At 62.6% G+C, this 19,010-nt stretch carries 9 protein-coding genes; 7 read left to right on the top strand and 2 right to left on the bottom strand.

Translation table 11 applies throughout. The features are described 5' to 3' along the window. Positions 1 to 23: 23 nt before the first annotated feature. The 4 genes from BM235_RS10490 to BM235_RS10475 all read left to right on the top strand — a co-directional run bounded on the left by BM235_RS10490 (position 24) and on the right by BM235_RS10475 (position 9,305). Complete coding sequence (locus BM235_RS10490) at positions 24 to 3,119, top strand: baseplate J/gp47 family protein (RefSeq protein WP_090112528.1); 3,096 nt, start codon at positions 24 to 26, stop codon at positions 3,117 to 3,119. Positions 3,120 to 3,184: 65 nt separating this feature from the next. Then, positions 3,185 to 5,476 (top strand): putative baseplate assembly protein, encoded by a 2,292-nt coding sequence (locus BM235_RS10485; protein WP_090112526.1) that lies wholly within the window; start codon positions 3,185 to 3,187, stop codon positions 5,474 to 5,476. Positions 5,477 to 5,509: 33 nt separating this feature from the next. Beyond that, positions 5,510 to 7,618 carry a phage tail protein gene (locus BM235_RS10480; protein ID WP_090112524.1) on the top strand — a complete coding sequence of 703 codons (2,109 nt, stop codon included), beginning with the start codon at positions 5,510 to 5,512 and terminating at the stop codon, positions 7,616 to 7,618. Positions 7,619 to 7,667: 49 nt separating this feature from the next. Beyond that, entirely contained in the window at positions 7,668 to 9,305 is a 1,638-nt protein-coding gene (locus BM235_RS10475) for a hypothetical protein (protein WP_090112522.1), read from the top strand. Positions 9,306 to 9,749: 444 nt separating this feature from the next. Here the strand turns inward: BM235_RS10475 and BM235_RS10470 are convergent, their stop codons facing one another. Beyond that, positions 9,750 to 11,999: an MORN repeat-containing protein gene (locus BM235_RS10470; protein WP_090112520.1), complete on the bottom strand. Its 2,250-nt coding sequence runs from the start codon at positions 11,997 to 11,999 to the stop codon at positions 9,750 to 9,752. Positions 12,000 to 12,001: 2 nt separating this feature from the next. Further along, the gene (locus BM235_RS10465; RefSeq protein ID WP_255374350.1) at positions 12,002 to 12,376 is read right to left on the bottom strand and encodes a DUF4280 domain-containing protein; all 375 of its coding nucleotides are present in this window, start codon (positions 12,374 to 12,376) and stop codon (positions 12,002 to 12,004) included. 213 nt (positions 12,377 to 12,589) lie between these two features. Between BM235_RS10465 and BM235_RS10460 the strand changes: the two genes are divergently transcribed. The 3 genes from BM235_RS10460 (at position 12,590) to BM235_RS10450 (ending at position 18,991) form a co-directional block, all read left to right on the top strand. Next, positions 12,590 to 15,337: a HAMP domain-containing protein gene (locus BM235_RS10460; RefSeq protein ID WP_090112516.1), complete on the top strand. Its 2,748-nt coding sequence runs from the start codon at positions 12,590 to 12,592 to the stop codon at positions 15,335 to 15,337. A gap of 84 nt (positions 15,338 to 15,421) precedes the next feature. Then, positions 15,422 to 15,937, top strand: a complete 516-nt coding sequence (locus BM235_RS10455; protein ID WP_255374349.1) for a GNAT family N-acetyltransferase — start codon at positions 15,422 to 15,424, stop codon at positions 15,935 to 15,937. A 15-nt stretch (positions 15,938 to 15,952) separates the two neighbouring features. Continuing rightward, positions 15,953 to 18,991 carry a HEAT repeat domain-containing protein gene (locus BM235_RS10450; RefSeq protein WP_090112504.1) on the top strand — a complete coding sequence of 1,013 codons (3,039 nt, stop codon included), beginning with the start codon at positions 15,953 to 15,955 and terminating at the stop codon, positions 18,989 to 18,991. Positions 18,992 to 19,010: the final 19 nt, after the last annotated feature.

The raw sequence follows: 19,010 nt of genomic DNA, 5'->3' as shown, positions 1-19,010 counted from the left end.
GCGCAGCGGGAGGACTGTAGGGCATGAAGCCAGATGCAACGGAGACGACGGGCATGCGCCTGCCTCCCCCGATCGACGGCAGCGACGTCGCGGCGTTCGCGGAGCGCTTCAGAACGATGGCGCCTCATTATACGCCGGAATGGCGGTTCTCGCCGGACGACCCCGACGCAGGCACCGCTTTGTTTTTCCTGGCGGCGGAGATGCTGGAGGAAAACGTCAAGCGCTTGAACCGCGCGCCGCTGAACAACTTCATATCCTTCCTCGAGCTGCTCGGGGTCAAGCTCCAGCCTGCTCGCGCGGCACGCGCGACGGCCGTTTTCCGTCTGGCGGACGGCGCCTATGAGCCTGTTTACGTGCCCCAAGGGACGCAGCTTACGGCCGAGGCGCAGGACGGCGGCGAAGACATTTCGTTCGAGACCGAGCACGCGCTCCTCGTGACGCCTGCCAGGCTCGTCGAATGGATCAACGTCCATCCGCAGCGCGATATGATCGTGCGCGCTTCCGGCGCTTACGAGGACGAGGCGGCGGCCGGCGCAGCGCCGGAGATCGCGGTGTTCGGCGCGGAGGGAGACGATCTTCAGCGGCACGAGCTGTATATCAGGCACGACGGACTTTTCGAGCTGAACCACCCGGCGCGTCTGACGTTATCCTGGTTTAATTCCGCCAAACGCTACGCGGAGCCGGAGCTTGCGCGCGGCATGGCCGACACGGATTGGCTCGAGTGGTCCTGGTATGACGAGTCTTCGGGCGGTTGGCGGCTGTTCGACCGGGTGACGAGCGTTCGCAACGAAGTAACGCTATGGAAGACGACCCAGGGACGCATCGGTAATTCCGCGGTAGGCGAAGCGGAAGGTCGCTGGATCCGCGCGCGGGTCAAGCCCGACCGAGACGGTCTTGCCGTGTCCCCGGCGCTTGCCCGGCTGCCAGAGGTCGAGCAGCTGTCGCTCCGGGGCGAGCACGATCTGGCGGCAGATCCCGGGGGCATACCGCCGGCGCTGCTATATTCGGGCGATCTGGAGCTGGACGCCACGGGCTTTTTCCCGTTCGGACAGCAGTTTTTCCAATACTCTCTGTTCCATCTGGCTTGTCCCGAGGCATTCAGCAAGCACGGCAGCCGGCTGACGCTGCGGTTCGACGCCCGGTGGGACCCTTGGGAGCTGCGCATGGCGCCCGATCCCGAGGTGCGCTGGCGCATGGTCATGCGTACGGCCGATTTCGCGCGCAAGCCGCCTCAGCGTTTGTATGTCCGCCGCGTGCTATGGGAGTATTGGAACGGCGAGAGCTGGATGCGCCTCCCGGGCAGCGGCCGCTACGAGGAACTGTTCGCGAATTTGCCCGAGGAGCATGCCGGCAGTTTCGCGCTTGAGCTTGACTGCCCGGCCGACTGGGAGCGGACGTTCGTCAACGGCACTTGGGACTGGTGGCTTCGCGTTCGCGTCGCCGCCATGGATACGGTCAATCAGCCGGTCGTCGAATACATGACGCCGCATCTGTCGCGCATGTCGCTGACGTACGCCTACTCCTCCGACGACCGGCTCGCGCCGGCGCATGCCTATACGCTCAACAATGCGGAATGGACGGACAAGACCGCGCAGCTGCGCCAAGGCGGAGAGCCGTTCCGGCCTTTCTTGCCGATCGATTGTCCTTCTCCGGCCGTATACTTAGGCTTTGATCAAGCGCCCTTGAAGGGGCCGATCCGTCTGTCGTTTCAGCTCGGCAGGCAGGTGCCCGCGAACGAGGGCGCGCCATGGATCGAATGGGAAGCGCTCGTCCGCGACGGGCTGCGCTTCGCCTGGGTACCGCTCAAGGGGATGGATACGACAAACGGGTTTACCGAATCCGGGGCCTTTCAATTCGCCGGACCTCCGGGGCTGGAGCCGGTACGCCTGTTCGGCGTCGAGCGAGTATGGCTGCGCGCGCTGAACCGCGACGGTCGGTTCGGAAACAAGGGGGCGTTGGTTCCAACGGTGCTGCGCGTCGATCGCAATGCGGTCTCCGTCGTCCAGCGGCGGACGCTGCGGGATGAATATCCCGAGCGGACGAGCGACGGCTGGCAGCTATCCGCCGCGCCGGTCGTCTCTCAAGAGGTATGGGTCGAGGAGACGGGGTTCGTGGGCGAGCAGACGCTGGCCGAAATGGACGAGGACCGGTACGAGGCGCATCGGGACAGCGAAGGACGCCAGACGCGCGTTTGGATTCGTTGGCAGGCGGTCGAGACGCTCGCCGGATCGCTGCCGCACGATCGGCATTATACGATCGACGAAGCTTCCGGACGGCTGCGTTTTGGTGACGGCAAATCAGGCATGGGGCTTCCGCTCGCGGGCACCGACAAAGTGCGCGTGACGTACCAGGTCACCGAAGGCGCGCGCGGCAACGTGCCTGCGCGGGCGATCCGGGGACTGCTGCAGCCGCTCGCCTTCGTCGACAGCGTCGGCAATCCGTCGGCGGCCGTCGGCGGCGGCGACGCGGAATCGCTAGCGCGCGCGATGGAGCGCGGTCCGCAGCATGCCCGTCACCGCGGGCGCGCGGTATCCGCCTCCGACATGGAGTGGATCGTGCGGGAGTCGGATCCCTCGATCGCGCAGGTGCGCTGCCTGCCGGGACGGGATGCGCGTCTCCGGCGCGCGCCGGGCAAGGTCGTCGTCGTGGCGCTGCCGCTCGGCGGCCGCGAAGGCGTCGCTTTTTTCCCGGAGATCAAAAAGAAGATCGAGGCCGCGCTTCGGGACAAGGCTTCCAATCTGCTGCTGCAGGGCGGCCGGCTGACGATCATGCCGCCGGCATTGCTAGAAATATCCGTCAAAGCCATCGTGCGGACCGGTAGCGCGGACGATGTCGTACCGACCGAAGCGGCCTGTCTCAAGGCGTTGGACCGGTACCTCGATACGCGCGGCGGACAGATCGACGGACGCGGCTGGCAAATCGGCGAGACGGTCCATGCCTCCGCGCTGTACGGCCTGCTTCAATCGGAACGGACGGTGCTCGAGGTCGAGCTGCTTCATATGAGCGTCGTCGTCATCGAGCACGGCGAGGCGCGTGAGGTGCCCGAATCCGCGCTTCGCGACCTGCCGCACGGCATCGTCGTATCCGGGAGCCATCAGGTTACGGCCCGGCTCGGATAATCGGCGAACGCGCGACGCAAATCCGAAGCGAAACACCATAAACTTAAAAAGGAGGCAAGGCGCCGATGCTGCCCAAGCTGCCGCTTGACGATCGCACATACGAGAGCATTCTGCAGGAAGCACGCCAAGGCATTCAGCGGCGCCTGCCGGAGTGGACCGACGAAAACGCGCACGACCCCGGCATGACCATGCTGGAGCTGTTCGCATGGATCAGCGAGATGCAGCAGTTTTATTTGAGCCGGGTGCCCGATCGCAACCGCCGCAAGTTTCTCGAGCTGCTAGGCGAGTCTCCGCGTCAGGCGACGTCGTCGGCGGCGCTCGCTTCGTTCGACGGCATCCGGGAGACGGTCCGGCTGCCGCGAGGAACGAAGCTGCTCGCCGAGGACCAAACCTTCGAGACCGCCTCATCCACGACGCTTAGACCGCTCGCCGTCGACCGTATCGTCACGCGCACCGAACGAGAAGCCAGCGACCGCACGGCGTCCAATACGCAGGGGGATGTCGCTTTTTATGCGTTCGGCGCGGATGCAAGGACCGGGAGCAGGCTCTACGTGTCGTTCGACCGGGAGCCTCCGGTCGGGGAACCGATCGAGCTGACGGTTTTGCTCGCGGAGGAAGGGGCGCACGGCGGCCCCGACGCTTGGCATCCGATTCCGTTCGACGCTGCCGCGGCGGCTTTGCCGGCAGCATCGGAGGAGGCGTACGCGCCTCCCGTCATCGTGCCGTCCGCAAAAGTTTCCTGGAGAGGCTACGCGTTCGACGAGCAAACCGGCGCCTCCGGATGGCTGCCGCTGGAGACGGTCGGCGACGAGACGCTGCATTTAAGCTTCAGCGGCCGCGTCACGATCCGATTGACTGCGCCGCTTCGCCCGGTTCTCGTCCACCCCGCGAATGACAGGCCGCGCTGGTGGATCTGCTGCGTGCTCGAGGAGGAAGGTTACGAGGAGCCTCCTCGCATCGACCGGATTTTGCTTCACACGGCGCTCGTCGTTCAGCGAGATACCTTGAGCGAGACGATCGATTACGACGTTCCGGAAGAGGGAGCGGTTACGCTTCCCGCGGACACTTATTTGTCGAGGTACGGTCTGTTGCGCGTGCAGGTGCGGGAGCGGGACGGCAGATGGCGGGAATGGCGGGAGGTGCCGGACATCGGCGATGCCGGGCCGGACGACTGCGTTTACTCGGTTAACATGCCGAGCGCGGGCGGCGCCGTCATCCTGTTCGGCGACGGAGAGCGCGGCATGCGTCCGCCAGGCGGACCCGGCGCGGTTCGCCGCATCCATGCGGACAAGACCTTTGCGGACAAACGCTTCATCGGGCGAAGCAACGGCTTGCCGATGCAGCGCTTTACCGTCTACGATCTGGCTTGCCGCCGCCGGGAGCACTTCCTGCTGCAGGTCGGCACGCCGGGCGAGCGTGCGGGCGAATGGCTATGGGAGGATTGGCTGCCGGTCGAGAACTTTGACCGTTCAGGACCGCTCGACCGTCACTACACGTTCGATCCGGATACCTGCGAGATCCGCTTCGGCAACGACGAGCGCGGCGCGATTCCGGCGGCTTGCGACGAGCTCAATCTGTGCCTGGTCGTCTGCGTGCTTGGCGGCGGCGAACGGGGCAACATCAAGCCGAACTTGATGACCGGCTGGGTGTCGGAGGAGCAGCGGGCCTACGGCGTGACCGTGGCCAATGCAGGCTACGGCTATGGCGGGGCCGAGAGCGAGAGCGTGAGCGATTGCATCGCGCGCTTGCAGCAGCGATGGCACGAGCCTTATCGCGCCGTCACGGACGACGACTTCGCAGCGCTCGCGAAGTCGACGCCGGGACTTCGGGTCGCCAGGGTGCACGTCATCCCGGCTTATGCGCCAGGACGCTCCGATCCGGTGCCGCATGCGGTAACGGTCGTCGCCATGCCTTACAGCCGCCGGCCGACGCCGAAGCCGAGCCGCGGATTTTTGCAGACCGTCGCCCGCCATTTGGACGAACGACGGCTGATCGGGACCGAGGTTCACGTGATCGCCCCCGAATATATCAAGGTGACCGTTCATGCCGTCATCGTCGTCGAACCGCAGTTCGCGCACGAGACGAAGCGAATCGCCGCCGTTTTGAACGAATTGCTTAGTCCTTCGGGGAGTCTCAAGTCCGCGGCCGGCTGGCCTTTCGGAAGGCCGGTCTACCGCGGCGACGTCTTCGCCGCGCTCAGCCGGATCGGCGGCGTGGCGTACGTGCAGGATCTATGGCTGGACGGCGAAGGGCGGTACGCAAGCAAAAGTCAGGGAGGCGACGTGCTGCTGCCGCCGAACGGACTCGTCTATTCCGGCGAGCATCGAATCGAGCTGCTGAGCCGTACCCAATTGTAACAGGTCGACAGGAACCGGAGAGGAGGCGAGTAGATGGACGATGAAGCATTATATTTTTCGGTGAACAGGCCCGAGCACTGGAGCCGCCGGGGACAGGCGGAAAACCTGGACGTCGGCGACGCGGTGCGGCTGCGCAGCGACGCGAGATACGGCGTATTGGATACGGCGGCTTTCGGGGAGCTCGAGGGCGTGGGCATGGTAAGCGCGTTTGCCGTCGGCCTGTTCGGGCGTCTCATTCTGCTCGACGACGCCGGCGACCTTTGGACCTATGACAGGCATAGCCGGCATCATGAACGGCTGTTCGTTTCAAGGCACGGCTTGTTTTCCGCCTCCGCGATGCTCGCGGCGACCGGGGACACGCTCATCGTCGCCGATCCGGACGGCGAGCGGATGCTGGCCGCTTACGACGTGAATAGCGGACAGACGCGATGGAGTCGCACGGGGGCGTGGATGGACGGCGTCTATTGCCGGCCGCTGGCCCTTTATGCCGACGTCCGCGGCGTCTACGTGCTCACGTTCGCCGAACAGCCTTCGGAAGAAGAGGCGGCAGCTGCGCCGCTATCCGGCAAGGCGCCGCTGCGTATTTTGAGACTTGGCTTGTCGGGCGGTTTGATCGCCGCAATCGAGGACGATCGGTTTGCGCTAAAGCTGCCCGCTGACGGCGGCAAGCACGGTCAGCCCTTCTTGACCGTATCGCCGCTCGGCGACATGTACGTCTACGACAGCCTGGGCCGCACGCTGTTCGCTTTTTCGGCAGCCGGCGAGCTGTTGACCCGTATGATGCTGCCTCCGCTTTCGTTCGCGGGTTTGGCCGTCGATTCGAGCCGACAGATTTACGTGGGCGACTCGCGCAGCATGGAGTCCGAGGGCGAGGACGACCGGTTTATTTTGCAGTTCGAGGAGTCGGGCGAGCTTATCGGCAAGGTGGGCGGGTTTCGCGGGAAAGCGGACGCGATTCTCATCGACGGCAAAGACCGGATGTACATCCTGAACGGCGAACAGCAGACGCTGGCCGTGCTCGACCTGCAGCCCCAGACGCTGGCGATGCCGGGGGGCGGCGCGCTCGAAGGCTTTTGGCTCTCTTCGGCGTTCGACAGCGCGGACCGGGAGACGGTGTGGCATAAGTTTACGTTAGAAGCCGACATTCCGGACGGGACCCAGCTTCGCGTGCGTTATTTCGCGGACGACACGGGGGTCAGGACGATCGAGGGCAGCATTTGGCGGATCGACGATTGGATCGCGCGAACCGATCTGAACGCCGTCGAAAAGCTCCGCGGACTTCGCGAATTTTGGTCGGAGCCGGTCGTCAATCCGGGCGACGCCTTGTTCTTCGGGGCCAAGGGACGGTACTTGTGGATGCTGGTCGAATGGATCGGCAGCGAACGCAGTACCCCGGCGCTCAGCCGAATGCGCGTCTATTTTCCAAGGCAGACGCTGCTCTCGTACTTGCCCGCGGTCTATCAGCAGGAGTCCGGCGGACGGGGGTTCCTGGAGCGCTATCTGGCGTTGTTCGGCACGTTGTTCGACGAGATGGAGGAACGCATCGACGGCATGGCCAGGCAGTTCGACCGGGAGACGGTCGGCGGCGGGCAGCTGCGATGGCTGGCTTCCTGGCTCGGGCTCGATACGAACGAGTATTGGAGCGACGAAGCGATCCGGCGGCTCATTCGCGCCGCGCCCGATATGTACCGGTATCGCGGCACGCGCCGCGGCATCGAGCGGGCGATCGAGACGCTGACGGGCATGAAGCCGATCATCGTCGAGCCGTCGCAGTACAAGGCGCTTCGCGAACGCGGAGATTGGCGCGCGGTCGTCGACCGGCTGTACGGAAACGATCCATTCACCTTCTCTGTGCTGCTGCATCCGGACCAGGCGCGCAGCGACATGGAGAAGGTGCTGCTCAGGCAGCTGGTGGACGACATCAAGCCCGCGCATACGGAGGCGAAGCTCGAGTGGCTGCAGCCGTGGATGTATTTGGACCTGCATACGTATCTAGGCGTCAACACGGTGTTGGCCGAGCCTTCGATCTTCACGCTGGGCGACGATCGCTCGATGCCTAACGACACGTTGATCGTGGACGCGAACATGAATCGCCGGCTCGACGCGCATATGCGTCTCGGGATGGATTCGGAGATGGAATGACGACAGCGGAGCCGCCGCGCGGTCCGATGATGAGGAGGGGTCTTGACGGATGAGAAAAGCGAGAATGTACCCGTTCGAGCGCAATCGGTATTTTTACGGCAAGCTGCTGACGGTTCGGGACTTCGAGTCGGAGCAAAAGTATTTGAACGATAAACGCAGGCTGCTTAACCGGCTGCTGTTCGGGAGCGGCGTCGTCGCAGGCATGCAAGTCGTCGCCGTCGACGATAAAACCGTAACGGTGGAAATGGGGCTGGCCATCGACTATTCGGGCCGGGAGGTCGTCATTCCTTCGCCTGTCACGCTGAAGCTGTCCATGATCGAGGGCTTTACGAACAACGAATATAAGAAAAACGTCTATTTGTACGTCGCCTATGACGAAAAGGGACGCGAACCCGTTCACTCCGTCGGCAACTCGTCGATCCGGGGCGAGGAAGTCAGCGAATACAACCGCGTGCTGGAGTCTTACCGGCTGTTCGTCAAGGAGGAAGCGCCCGCCCTGGCCAGCTTCGAGCATGTGCGCCTGTTGGAGGATGTCGCCGTGCTGTATCAGGATGCGCATGTCCGAATCTCGCAGCGCATGCCCAAATACGTCAATCCCGGCGACGTCGTCGACGTGACGCTGGTCGTAGAAAAAACGCTGCAGACGGCCAGAGTGGCGGTCAGCTTCGACTACGAATCCGACGGCTTCGATCCGGTCGGCGGAGACGGCAGGCATGTCGACTTCATGGAGCCGGGCGACGGACAGGATACGGAGTATCGGCTGACGTATAGCGTCAAGGCGAAGGACCGGCCGGACACCGTCGCCAAGCTGGCATTGCCTCCGCAGTCGGTGACGCTGACGATCGGCGACCAGCGCGTGCCCATCGATCATGCCGCCGTCCATCACGTGGACATTATTTCACAGCCGGTCATGGAGCGTATTCTAAAATCCTGGTACGAACGCTCGCTGGACCAGGCGGCAGAAGGCTCGGCAGACCAGGACCTGTGTCTCGCGAAAATCGGATTGCTTCAGCTCGGATCTACTTATATGATCGAGCAGGTCGAGCGCGTGCCTTTCGGCGAATACGTACCGAACGCTTCCTTGCTGCAGCGGTTGTCCCATACGGACCGGGCAGGCTCGCTACACCGTTTTTTTGCCGAGTCGCAGGCTTACGATCTCGAATACGACGCGAAGCCCAAGCTGGACGTCCATTATCATCCGGAACGGAATGCGTTCGACTTCAAGCTTGGCATTCCGCGTCCGCAGGCGATTCAGGACGAGATTGCCACGGGCACGATCGAAGTGCCGCTCGAATTGAACGCCAAGACGGGCTTGAAGTTTTTCTCGCGCGGCAGGCGCAATTACGTGACGGACGAGATCAAGCACGGGCTCGGCGCCGGACAGGTGACGATCCTCGTGGGCCTGGCGCCTCAAGAAACGCTGAAGGCTTCGATCTATTACGGCGTTCAGGACGTGTTCAAAGGCACCGAGTACGAATCCGACGTGCCGAACGTCGACTTCGGCACGATCGTCTATCCCGAGCAGGGCAGCTTCCGCATCGGCATGCGCCTCAACGGCTCGGCCGAGTCTGACAAATTGAACATTCGCTGGTGGGCGTTTAAAAAGCTGCAAGAAGGCGCGGAGGGCGCAGGAGATTCGCCTGCCGAGACGGCTCTCTATCGCGAGGCGGCGCCGGGCAAGGAATAGACTTGACGTTTTCAATTAACTGATTCGTCTTTCCGTCGTTTCGCCCTGAAAGATGGTTGAAGGAAGGTCCTTATTCAGATCAAATCCAGGACCGTCTATCATGCAAATGTACACGATAGACGGTCCGATCCCGCTCGTTTCCTCGCTTATCGGGCAAAAGTGCAGGATTTTCACCCCAAACAGTCGAGATCCTGCTCGGAGAGGCGATCTATCGTGCATTTTTGCACGAGAGATCGCCAAACTCAATATGCAGGGCTTGGATGATGTACTTTTGCAGGCTAGGCTGTCTCACAGGGGTGTACGATCCCTTTGAGCCAGCCTATTTTTTTGGCATCCTTCTCGCGTGAAAGCTTATAATGCTTACGCCCATGTAAATATCCCCTTACTTCAGGATCGACGATCGTTCCTGAGACAAGGGGATAAGGGTGAACGGGTAGAGCGAGCTTAAATCTGGAAAGGGCCAATCGTCAGGCGAACGGGCTTGCCGTTGTTGTAATTAAAGCTGTAAAGGAAACCGTTCCATTCAAAGGACATCGTATAGAGCTTTCCGAGGCTATCGGTTTTTACGCCTTTGACGGCCGCCTTCTGCAGACGATCGAGAAGCGATGTCATGACGTATTTGTTCCAGGTCCGGACAAGCGTGACGGCATACGCTTCCGGATTGTCGGGGTCGGACTCCAGCTTGAAGCTGAATTGGACGCCGCTGTATACGAGTTCGATCGGCGCCGCCAGCACTGAATCGGCTTCGGGAACTTCGTTCAAGCCGTCGATCGAAGGGAGGACAATGTTCGTAGCGGTCGCATTACTCGAACTTCCGTTGGTTGCGGTGCCGCTGCCTGTAGTCGAACTGTTGGCGGCAGTTCCCGGGACCGATTTGGAAAGCGCGACGACTTTATTCGCCGTTGAGCCGGATTTTCCGTTCGTTGCGGCATTTGTTCCTGTATTCGCAGCTGCGCTCTGCTGCCCGCCGCTTGCGCCGCTTGCGCCGCTCCCCGTGCCGCCGTTCGCGGCAGAATCCGACGTGCTGCCTGCATCGGTTCCGGCTTCCGTTCCCGTGCCGGAGCCCGCACCCGCGCCGCTATCTTTGCCGGCCCCGGTATCCGCGCCTGTACCGGCACCAGCGCTCGCGCCGGCGGCCGCGCCGCTCTCGTCATTGCCTGCGCCGGAAGCGTCGCCGCCGCTCGCACCGGCAGCCGCACTGCCGTCGCCGCCTCCCGCGGTTGCACCTGAAGCGGCCCCATTGCCGCCGGCCCCGTTGCCGGAAGTCGCTCCCCCGCTAGCGCTGCCGTTCGTACCCGCGGCCGTGCCGCCGCTTGCGCCTGTTGCCTCACTGCCGTCGCCGCTCCCAACGCCTGCGCCGGCCGCAGCGCCGCCGTTCGCGCCTCCGGCCGCTTCACCGCCGGTTCCCGCGCCTGCGCCGGACTCGGCTCCGCCCGTCGAATCAGGCGCAGCGGCCCCGTCGTCAGCCCCTGCATCTGGCTCTGCATCCGTCTCCGCATCCGTCCCCGCCGCAGGCGCATCCGGCGCTCCAAGCTTCTCCTGCAGCGTCGCCGCAGCCATCGAGAGGAAGCCGGCAGGATCCGCTTGCCCGGCGCTGAACAATCCTTTGTAGACGACCGTGCCGTTTGCGTCGAGCAGCGCGCCGAAGCCTTGATATTGGTCGGCGCGAAACGTTCCCTTGTAGAGCGGCGTGCCGTCCGCGTTAAACGCTTCGCCTTCGCCGTCGCGCTGGCCGGCCACGAAAGAGCCGGTATACAGTGCGACGCCTTGCTCGTTGAGCAGCGAGCCCGTTCCCTGATAGCGCCCGCGTTCGAACGTTCCTTTGTATACCGGCGCGCCCGAGGCGGCGTATTCGGTTCCTTCTCCGGACAGCAGCCCGCTCGCAAATACGCCTTCATATAGCAGCGCGCCGCCTTTATATTGCTTGCCGGCGCCAGCGTAGAGACCGCCCGCAAAATCGCCTTCGTAAACGAGCTTGCCGTCGTCGCCGTACAGCTTGCCCGCGCCTTCATAAAGTCCTTTGACGAAAGCGCCGGCATAAAGCGGCTTGTCCTTGGCGGCGTAGAGCGTGCCGTCGCCTTCGTACTTGCCCGCGGCGAAGCCGCCTTCGTACAGCACGCTGCCGTCCGGCGCGTAAAGCGTGCCCGCGCCGTCGTACGCGTCGGCGGCGAACCCGCCGCGGTACAGCAGCGTCCCGTCGGCCGCGTACGCTTCGCCAGAGCCGGCTCGCACGCCTTTGTCGAAGTCCCCGAAATAGATCAGCTTGCCGCCGTCGCCGTACAGCTTGCCGACGCCGCTGAACTGACCGCTGGCGAGCGGTCCGGCATAGACGAGGTTGCCCGCGCCGTCCACGATTTTGGCGTTGCCGGTGTAGCCCTTCTCGAGCGCCGCGGACGCTTCCATCGAAGGCGTGCGCGAAAACCACCGGTCGACGAAAGCGGGCGGATTGATGAACCCGAAGTAGGCGATCGCGAGGCCTATGAGCACGATTAGCACGACGAGCTTTTTGGCGATATAGTAACTGCCGATCTTCCAATAGTTGTCCAGCGACCGCAGACCGCTCCCGAGCACGGTGCGGGCCCATTGAATGAGCCATTTGAGCAACATCTTCGGCAGCTTCGCGGATTGCTTGAGCGGCCGCATGATTTTCCGTTGGATCGGCTTGATAAACGGCTTAAGAATCGATTCGATCATAATTAGGGCACCTGTATCGTAAATTGGCCTGGCGAACTTAACTGGATGACGCCGCCGTAGCTGCACATGCACTTGGAGGAATTATTCAGCGCGGGCATGTTGGCGACCATCACGGTCGGCGATCCCGGCGCCCAAGGCGCTGCCGTCACCGGCGCGCAAGGCATAGGCGTCAAGGCGCCGAACGCCGCGGCGGTCGCCGAGGCGACGAGGGGGTTGGCCATCGAATTGCACATGCCGAACGGCATGATGTTCACGAACGGCTTGTTGTCCATAATGTTGGCGATCGGCATGGCGGTCATCGTCCGGTTGGCCGGCAGCACATTTAATACGGAGGGGGCAGCACCGAACGAACATTGCATCGTCGCTCCGCCGCACACTAGTTGTCCCACGCCCGGTTCACGCTCTCTTCACGAAAATGGTGGAAGCTGTAAAAGCTATATTCATAGTAACTCAATTCTCGAAATCTGTCATTTTGAGTTGCAAGGGGGTGAATTAAGGAAGAACTTGTAGTACGATAAAAATAGAAAGAATCATTCGTGAATTCCTATTAAATAAGAACAGTCGCACACAAAGGCGGGCGCCGATTTTCGATGAAAAAACTTGCTGTACTGCTGTTGTTGGTTTCGCTGGCGATGTCCGGTTGGTCAGGCTTCGTGCTCGCAGAGCGCGGGGACCGGAGCGAAGCGCCTTGGAAAACGTCCGAGAACCTGCTTAATTTATCGCAGGCCTCTGCCGGCGGGGACGGCTCGCTTGCCGTGGTGAGCGATTCCAAGCAAAAGATCAAACGGCTGGGCGCGGACGGGACGCTCATCGGGCAGATGTCCTTTGCGGCGGCCGAACGCGGGGCGCGGGTCGACTTCAACGAAGCGGTCGCGGACGCCGACGGCCGCATTTATGCGCTTGCGACGGTGCTCGATTCGTACGGCCTCTACGTGCAGAGCGAGCGCATCGTCCGTTACGACCGCAGCGGCAGCGGCGGCCAGGTGCTTTACGAGCGAAAAGGGGACGGCACGAGCAAGCGGATCGGACAGATCAAAGGCTTGCAGCTGTCGGGCGGCTCCCTGTATTTTTACGAGGCGGATGCCGACAAGCTGCAGTTGAAGCGGATCGGCTTGCCTGAAGGATCGCCGGAGAACGTATTCGCGTTCACGCTTCCCAAGGATCGCTATTTGTCCGAGATTACGGGCACGGAGCCCGGACAAATCTACTATACGACGCGCAGGGGGAGCATTTATCAGGTATCCCCTGAAGGCGTCAGCGCCAAGCTGTATCCGAGCACGACAAACGCAAACACCTCGAAAAATTTCCCCGAGCTGCCGACGCTCCGGACCGACGGATCCCTTATGTTCGTAGACCGGCTCGTGAATGCGGTCACGACGCTGGACCCGCTCGCCCCCGATCAGACCAAGACGGTACTGGACGATGCCGCGCTGCAGCGCATCGCGCCGGGGCTGGACAGCTACGAGATTATGGATGTCAAACAGACGCCGACCGGCTTTGCGGTCGTGCTGAACGATCGGATTTTGCTGCTGTCCGCCGACTTCTCGCCGGCAGGCCAAGTCTCCAAGGTCGTCTTCGACAGCAAGACGCTTTGGAACCAGCGCCTGCTTTGGGCCGTCTTTTGGCTGGGCTTGCTGCTGCTCGTGTTTTCCGTCCGTTTTTTCCATATTCACGTACTCGAACGGCGCACGTCTCTTTTTATCAAGCAGGTGCTTGCCACCGTGCCCGCCATCTTGATCGCGATGATTCTCCTCTCGAACTTCATTTATAACAGCTTTTCCGCGCGGATGGAGACGCAGATGCAGCGCGAGCTCGCGCTGCTCGCGCGCAACGGGCAGAATTTGATCGACGGCGACCGGCTCGCGCGGCTGCAGTCGCCCTCCGATTACCGCAATGAAGATTACATGGCCATCCGCGCCAAAATGAACTTCCTGTTCGAAGGCGAGGACAGCGAGCAGCGGCAAGGCTTGTACAGCACGTTGTACAAATATGAAGAGGGCCAGATTTATATCGTCATGGACGACGACGACGGCGTCAATATGTTCAAGCCGTTCGAAAAGAGCGAGGAAAACGAAGCCGTGCTAAATCAAGGCGTCGTCCGAACAGGCCAGTGGGAGGACGCGGAGGGCAAGTGGCTGTACGCCATCGGCCCGGTCTACGACAGCGCCGGAAAAATCGTCGGCGTTTACGAGACCGGGCGCGACCTTAGCGTGCTTCACCGCGAGAACCGGAAGATTTATTACAATATTATCGAAAATATATTGATGATAACGGCTGGCCTCGTGGTGCTCATCGTGATCGTCACGTTCGTGCTGCTGTCGCCGATCCGCAAGCTGAGACGCAGCGTCATGGCGATGGCGAACGGCGACTGGGACGTCGAGGTCAAGCTGCGCAACCGCGACGAAGTCGGAGATCTCGGCGTGCAGTTCAACCGGATGGCGCGTTACATAAGGCAGCATATTGCCGACATTACGTCGTTCAGCGAGGCGTCGTACCGGTTCGTGCCGCAGCAATTTTTCCACTCGCTCGGCAAAAAGGGCATTCTCGACATCCGGCTCGGAGACCAGATTCAGAAAAACATGGCGGTCATGGTCGCCAACCTGCGAGAGTTCCGGCAGCTGTCGAAGACGCTGAGCCCGAAGGAAAACTTCGATTTCATGAACTCATTCCTCCGGCGCTTCGGACCGATCGTGCGGCAGGAGGACGGGCTCATCAGCAAATATTTGGGCGCAGGCTTTATGGCGCTGTTCCCTGGCTATGCGGAGGAGGCGATCCAGGCGGCCGTGGCGATCCGCCGCGAGCTGTCGGAGTACAATCAGCACCGGCGCAGCTCCGGCTACGCGACGGTCGACATCGGCATCGCGATTCACAAGGGGCCGCTCATGCTCGGCATCATCGGCGAGGAGCGGCGCTGGGAAGGCAATGTCATCTCCGACGACGTCCAGCGCACGACGATGCTCGAGCAGATCTCGGAGATCGTGGGCTGCTGCATCGTCGTCACGCGCGACTATTACGAGCAGCTGCGGTCGCCGGAGCGGTTCATGCATCGCTCGCTCGGCCGGATCAGGCTCGAGAGCAGCGACGAGGCGATGGAGCTGATCGACGTGTACGAAGGCGACCCCGAGCAGCAGCGGGCGGCCAAGGAGCGCACGAAGGCGCTGTTCGAGCGCGGTTTGGCTTTGTGCCAGGCGGGACGTTTCTACGACGCCCGCGAGACGTTTGTCGAAGTGATCAAGCAAAACCGGATGGACAGAGCCGCCAAGCTCTACTTCTACTTGTGCGACGAATATTATCAGAAGGGCGCGGGCGCCGGCTGGAACGGCACGCTGGCGGTCTGACGCGACGTTGGCGCTTGACGCCTGGCGGATCGTCAGGTCAAGCATCGACGGAGCCGAGAAGCGGAGGTTTCAAAATTGGCTATAGTGGAGTCGGTCGTGCGCCGCATCGATTCGCGCGAGGCTGCGGACGCGGTCGTCGCTTTTCTTATTTCGCCGCAGGCGTTCGATGACGAGCGCCCTACGCCCGGCGAAGAGGAGCATTTCCGAACGCTGCCTTATTTGGCGCTGGAGGGCAAGACGATCTACTGGTACATGACGGACAGCGCCGGCGAGGTCGTCGCCGTCACGGGCGCCGCGCCGAACGAGCAGCGCACGGGCGGTTATACGTGGGATTATCTCGTCGTGCGAAGAGATTACCGTCGCGGCGGCGCGGCCTTGCGCCTCGCGGGAGCCATGCTAGAATATTTGCGCGAGCAAGGGGCCCGATATTTGGTAACCTATACTTGCGATTTGCCTGTATACGCGGGCGTGAGGCGCTTGTTCGAACGTTTGGGCTTCACGATGAACGGCCGCTTGCCGGATTATTACTTTGACGGCGAGGACCGGTTGATCTATTATCTGGATCTGCGCAAGCCCGGCCGTTCGGAGATGCAACAGTAGAAAGAAGTGACAGTCATGAATATGGCGCAAGCCCTCGGCAGATTGGGCGTTCGTGCGGAGGACCGGCGCAAGCTGCGGTTGATGACCCCCATATTTCTAATTTGCGGCATCGCCGAAGCGCTTACTTACAACGGCTTCATTACCTTGTTCAGCCAACGGTTCGGCAGCGAATATTTGCCCTACTTGTACACGGCTGAAGCCTTCATATTGCCGCTTGAGGCGTGGTTCATGAGCTGGCTGGCCATGAAGCTGTCCAAGCCGGCTTTGATGAAAACGATGTACGCCGTCATGACGGCGATTTTGCTTGCGGATACGGGCGTTCTGGCAGCGCTGAAGCTGGCGGATCTGGACGCGCGCTGGTTTTATCCGGTTTTGTTCCTCACTTCGAGCTTTGTCGTGCGCCAGCAGACGGTGCTGCTGTGGAGCCTGGCCGTCGATGTGTGCCCGACGCAGCAGGCGAAGCGGCTTATGCCGCTTTTTGTCTCCGGCGCGACGCTTGGCGGCGCGGCCGGCGGTCTCGCCACGCAGATGCTCAGCCCGCTCGGCGCTGAATGGGTATACGGCTTGGGTCCCCTGCTTCTGATTGCGGCTTCGTTCAACTACCGCAAGGCGATCGTGCAATATTTGGTGCCGCTCGCCCTGAAGGCACAGGCCGCCGCGGAGGACGAGGGCGCGTCTTCGTTCATTTATATGAAACGCACGTTCCGTTCCCCTTTCTTGCTCGGCGTCATGGGGCTCATGACGTTGATGCCCGCGCTTTACTACTTGGCGGAGTTTCTGTTTTTGAATACGGCGCACGCGTCTTATCCGGACGAGCAGCAGTTCGCGCGCATGTTCGGCATCGTGTCGACGCTGCTCTTTTTGCTGGCGTTTGCCGTCCAGCTCGTGTCGGGCAAGCTCGTCGCCTGGTTCGGCGCGAGCGGGATGCTCGTGGCGATCGCGGCGGCTTACGCGGCGGCTTTCGGCTTGTCGGCCGTGCTGCTCGGGAGCGAGACGGCGGCCGTGACGGCCGCTGCCGGCGCGTATATGCTTACGAACGTCTTAATCTTTTACTCGGCGGAGCCGTCTTACCAGCTGTTTTACAAGACGCTGCCGATGCAGCACCGGGACGGCTACCGGTATGCGGCGCAGGGGCTGGCATCCTTTTTCGGCATTTTGCTCGGCGCGGGGCTGCAGTCGCTGCATAAGGCGGCGGGTTTCAGTTTTCCGATATTGGCGGCGGTCGGGGCCGGCGCCGCGCTGCTGTTGACGGCGCTCGCCTGGACGGTGCGGCGTCTTTATATGCGAGAGCTGGTGAGAGGCGTCCAGACGCTCGGGCTGGACGACCGGGAACTGATGGACTCGTACCGCGAGTTTTTCAGCAATACGAAGGCGATGGGCGCCGTGCTGACGCTGCTTCGGGACGAGCAGGAAGGCGTGCGGCAGATCGCCGCGGACATCGTCGGGCGTACGCAGGACGAACGATATGTGCCGGAGCTGCTCGAGCTGCTGGGCGACGAGAGTCCCGGCGTGCGGACGGCGGCGCTGCGGGCGATGAAGCTGACGGGCGCCGATCTTCAGGCGCTCGTGCGGATTGGCGCCGTGCTGGAGGACGAGGATCCGGCCGTGCGGGCGGAGGGCGTCAGGCAGATGGCGCAGATGAAGCACTTGTCTTCGCAGGCGTTTTTCTTTTTGCGGATGAAGCTGCTGGATCCGCATCCCGCGGTCGTCGCAGAGGCGGTCAAGGCGATGTATGCGCTGGAAAGCGAATCGAGCTACGAAGCTTGCTTCGAGGCGATCGAGCGGCTGCTCGGGCAGGGCGGCGAACCCGCCGCCCATGTGTGCGGCGTCGTGGCGGAGCTTCGGCTGGAGCGATTCGGGGAATCGGTCGAGCGGCTGCTGCAGGACACGCATCCATCCGTTCGGCTCGCGGCGACGTCATGCCTCGGCAAGCTCGGCGCGGCGCATGTCGTCCCGCAGCTGCTGGAGCGCCTGCCGGCGGGGGACCAAGAGCTGATGCGAGTCACGGAGCAAGCGTTGATCGATATGGGCCACCTGTCGATTGAGCCGCTGCTCTCAGCCTTGCCTGGCGCGCATGCGCAGATTTGGCGCGTCGCGATCGGCGCGCTAGCCGTGCTGCTGCCCGAGGACGACATCCGAGGGAGGCTGACGGACGAGGCGCTGCGGCGGATGGGCGGACTGGACAAGGTAGCGGGCTATGCGTCCGCCTTTCGCGCGGTCGGCAGGGAAGAGCTTGCCGAGCTTGCGGCGCTTCGTTTCAACGGACAGCGCCAGCGGATCCTCGAAGGCGTCTGGTCTTTGCTCGTGCGACTGACCGACGAGCAGGTCGTCGCTTCGATCAGGCGAGCGCTGGCGGACGCCGACGACGAGACGAAGAGCAGCGGGCTGGAGGTGCTCGCCGAAGGCGCCGGAGACCGGCGGCTGGCGCAGCGGCTCTCAGTCGTGCTTCAAACGGACTATGACGATCGGGGACGGCTGTCCGCGACGATAGAGGAGGCGCGGACAGCGCTTGAACATGCGTCGCGTTCGGCGGACGATTGGTGGCCGGAGATGGCGGCGGAAGCGGGAAGGGAGCGTGGCGGTCAAGTGGAAGCGCAAGGGGCGCTCGGCAGGCTCGGCAAAGTCATATATTTGAAAAACGTGCCGTTTTTCGCGGATTTGACGCTAGAGGAGCTCGGCCTCATCGCCGGCATCGCATCGGAGCGCGTATTCGAGGACGGCGAGGCGCTGCTGCTTCGGGGTTCGACCAGCGACGCGCTCTATGTCATCGTGGACGGCAACGTGGAATTGACGAGCGTCACTGCGGCGGGACTCGAAGCGACGCTTGGCGTGCTGGGGGCGGGCGAAGTGTGCGGCGCCACGTCGGCGCTGGACGAATCGGCGTCGACGGTATCGGCTCACGCGCTGCTCGGCGACGTGCGTGCGCTCGGCTTGCAGCGGGAGGCGCTAACCCGGCTCGTCCGGCTTTACCCGGACATCGGCCTTGGTCTTCTAAGGGCGTCGCTGGCCCGCGTGCGGCTGCTTGAAGAAATGCTGATGCGGATCGACTCGTAATCTAGCCCCTTCGCGAATA

Origin of the sequence: Cohnella sp. OV330 (assembly GCF_900112065.1) — a bacterium.
Classification (GTDB): Bacteria; Bacillota; Bacilli; order Paenibacillales; family Paenibacillaceae; genus Cohnella.
This window is presented reverse-complemented; position numbering and strand designations above follow the sequence as displayed.

Coding starts and splice junctions, on each gene's coding strand:
- BM235_RS10480 (WP_090112524.1), top strand. CDS start 5,510: ATGGACGATGAAGCATTATATTTTTCGGTGAACAGGCCCGAGCACTGG.
- BM235_RS10490 (WP_090112528.1), top strand. CDS start 24: ATGAAGCCAGATGCAACGGAGACGACGGGCATGCGCCTGCCTCCCCCG.
- BM235_RS10485 (WP_090112526.1), top strand. CDS start 3,185: ATGCTGCCCAAGCTGCCGCTTGACGATCGCACATACGAGAGCATTCTG.
- BM235_RS10460 (WP_090112516.1), top strand. CDS start 12,590: ATGAAAAAACTTGCTGTACTGCTGTTGTTGGTTTCGCTGGCGATGTCC.
- BM235_RS10470 (WP_090112520.1), bottom strand. CDS start 11,999: ATGATCGAATCGATTCTTAAGCCGTTTATCAAGCCGATCCAACGGAAA.
- BM235_RS10450 (WP_090112504.1), top strand. CDS start 15,953: ATGAATATGGCGCAAGCCCTCGGCAGATTGGGCGTTCGTGCGGAGGAC.
- BM235_RS10475 (WP_090112522.1), top strand. CDS start 7,668: ATGAGAAAAGCGAGAATGTACCCGTTCGAGCGCAATCGGTATTTTTAC.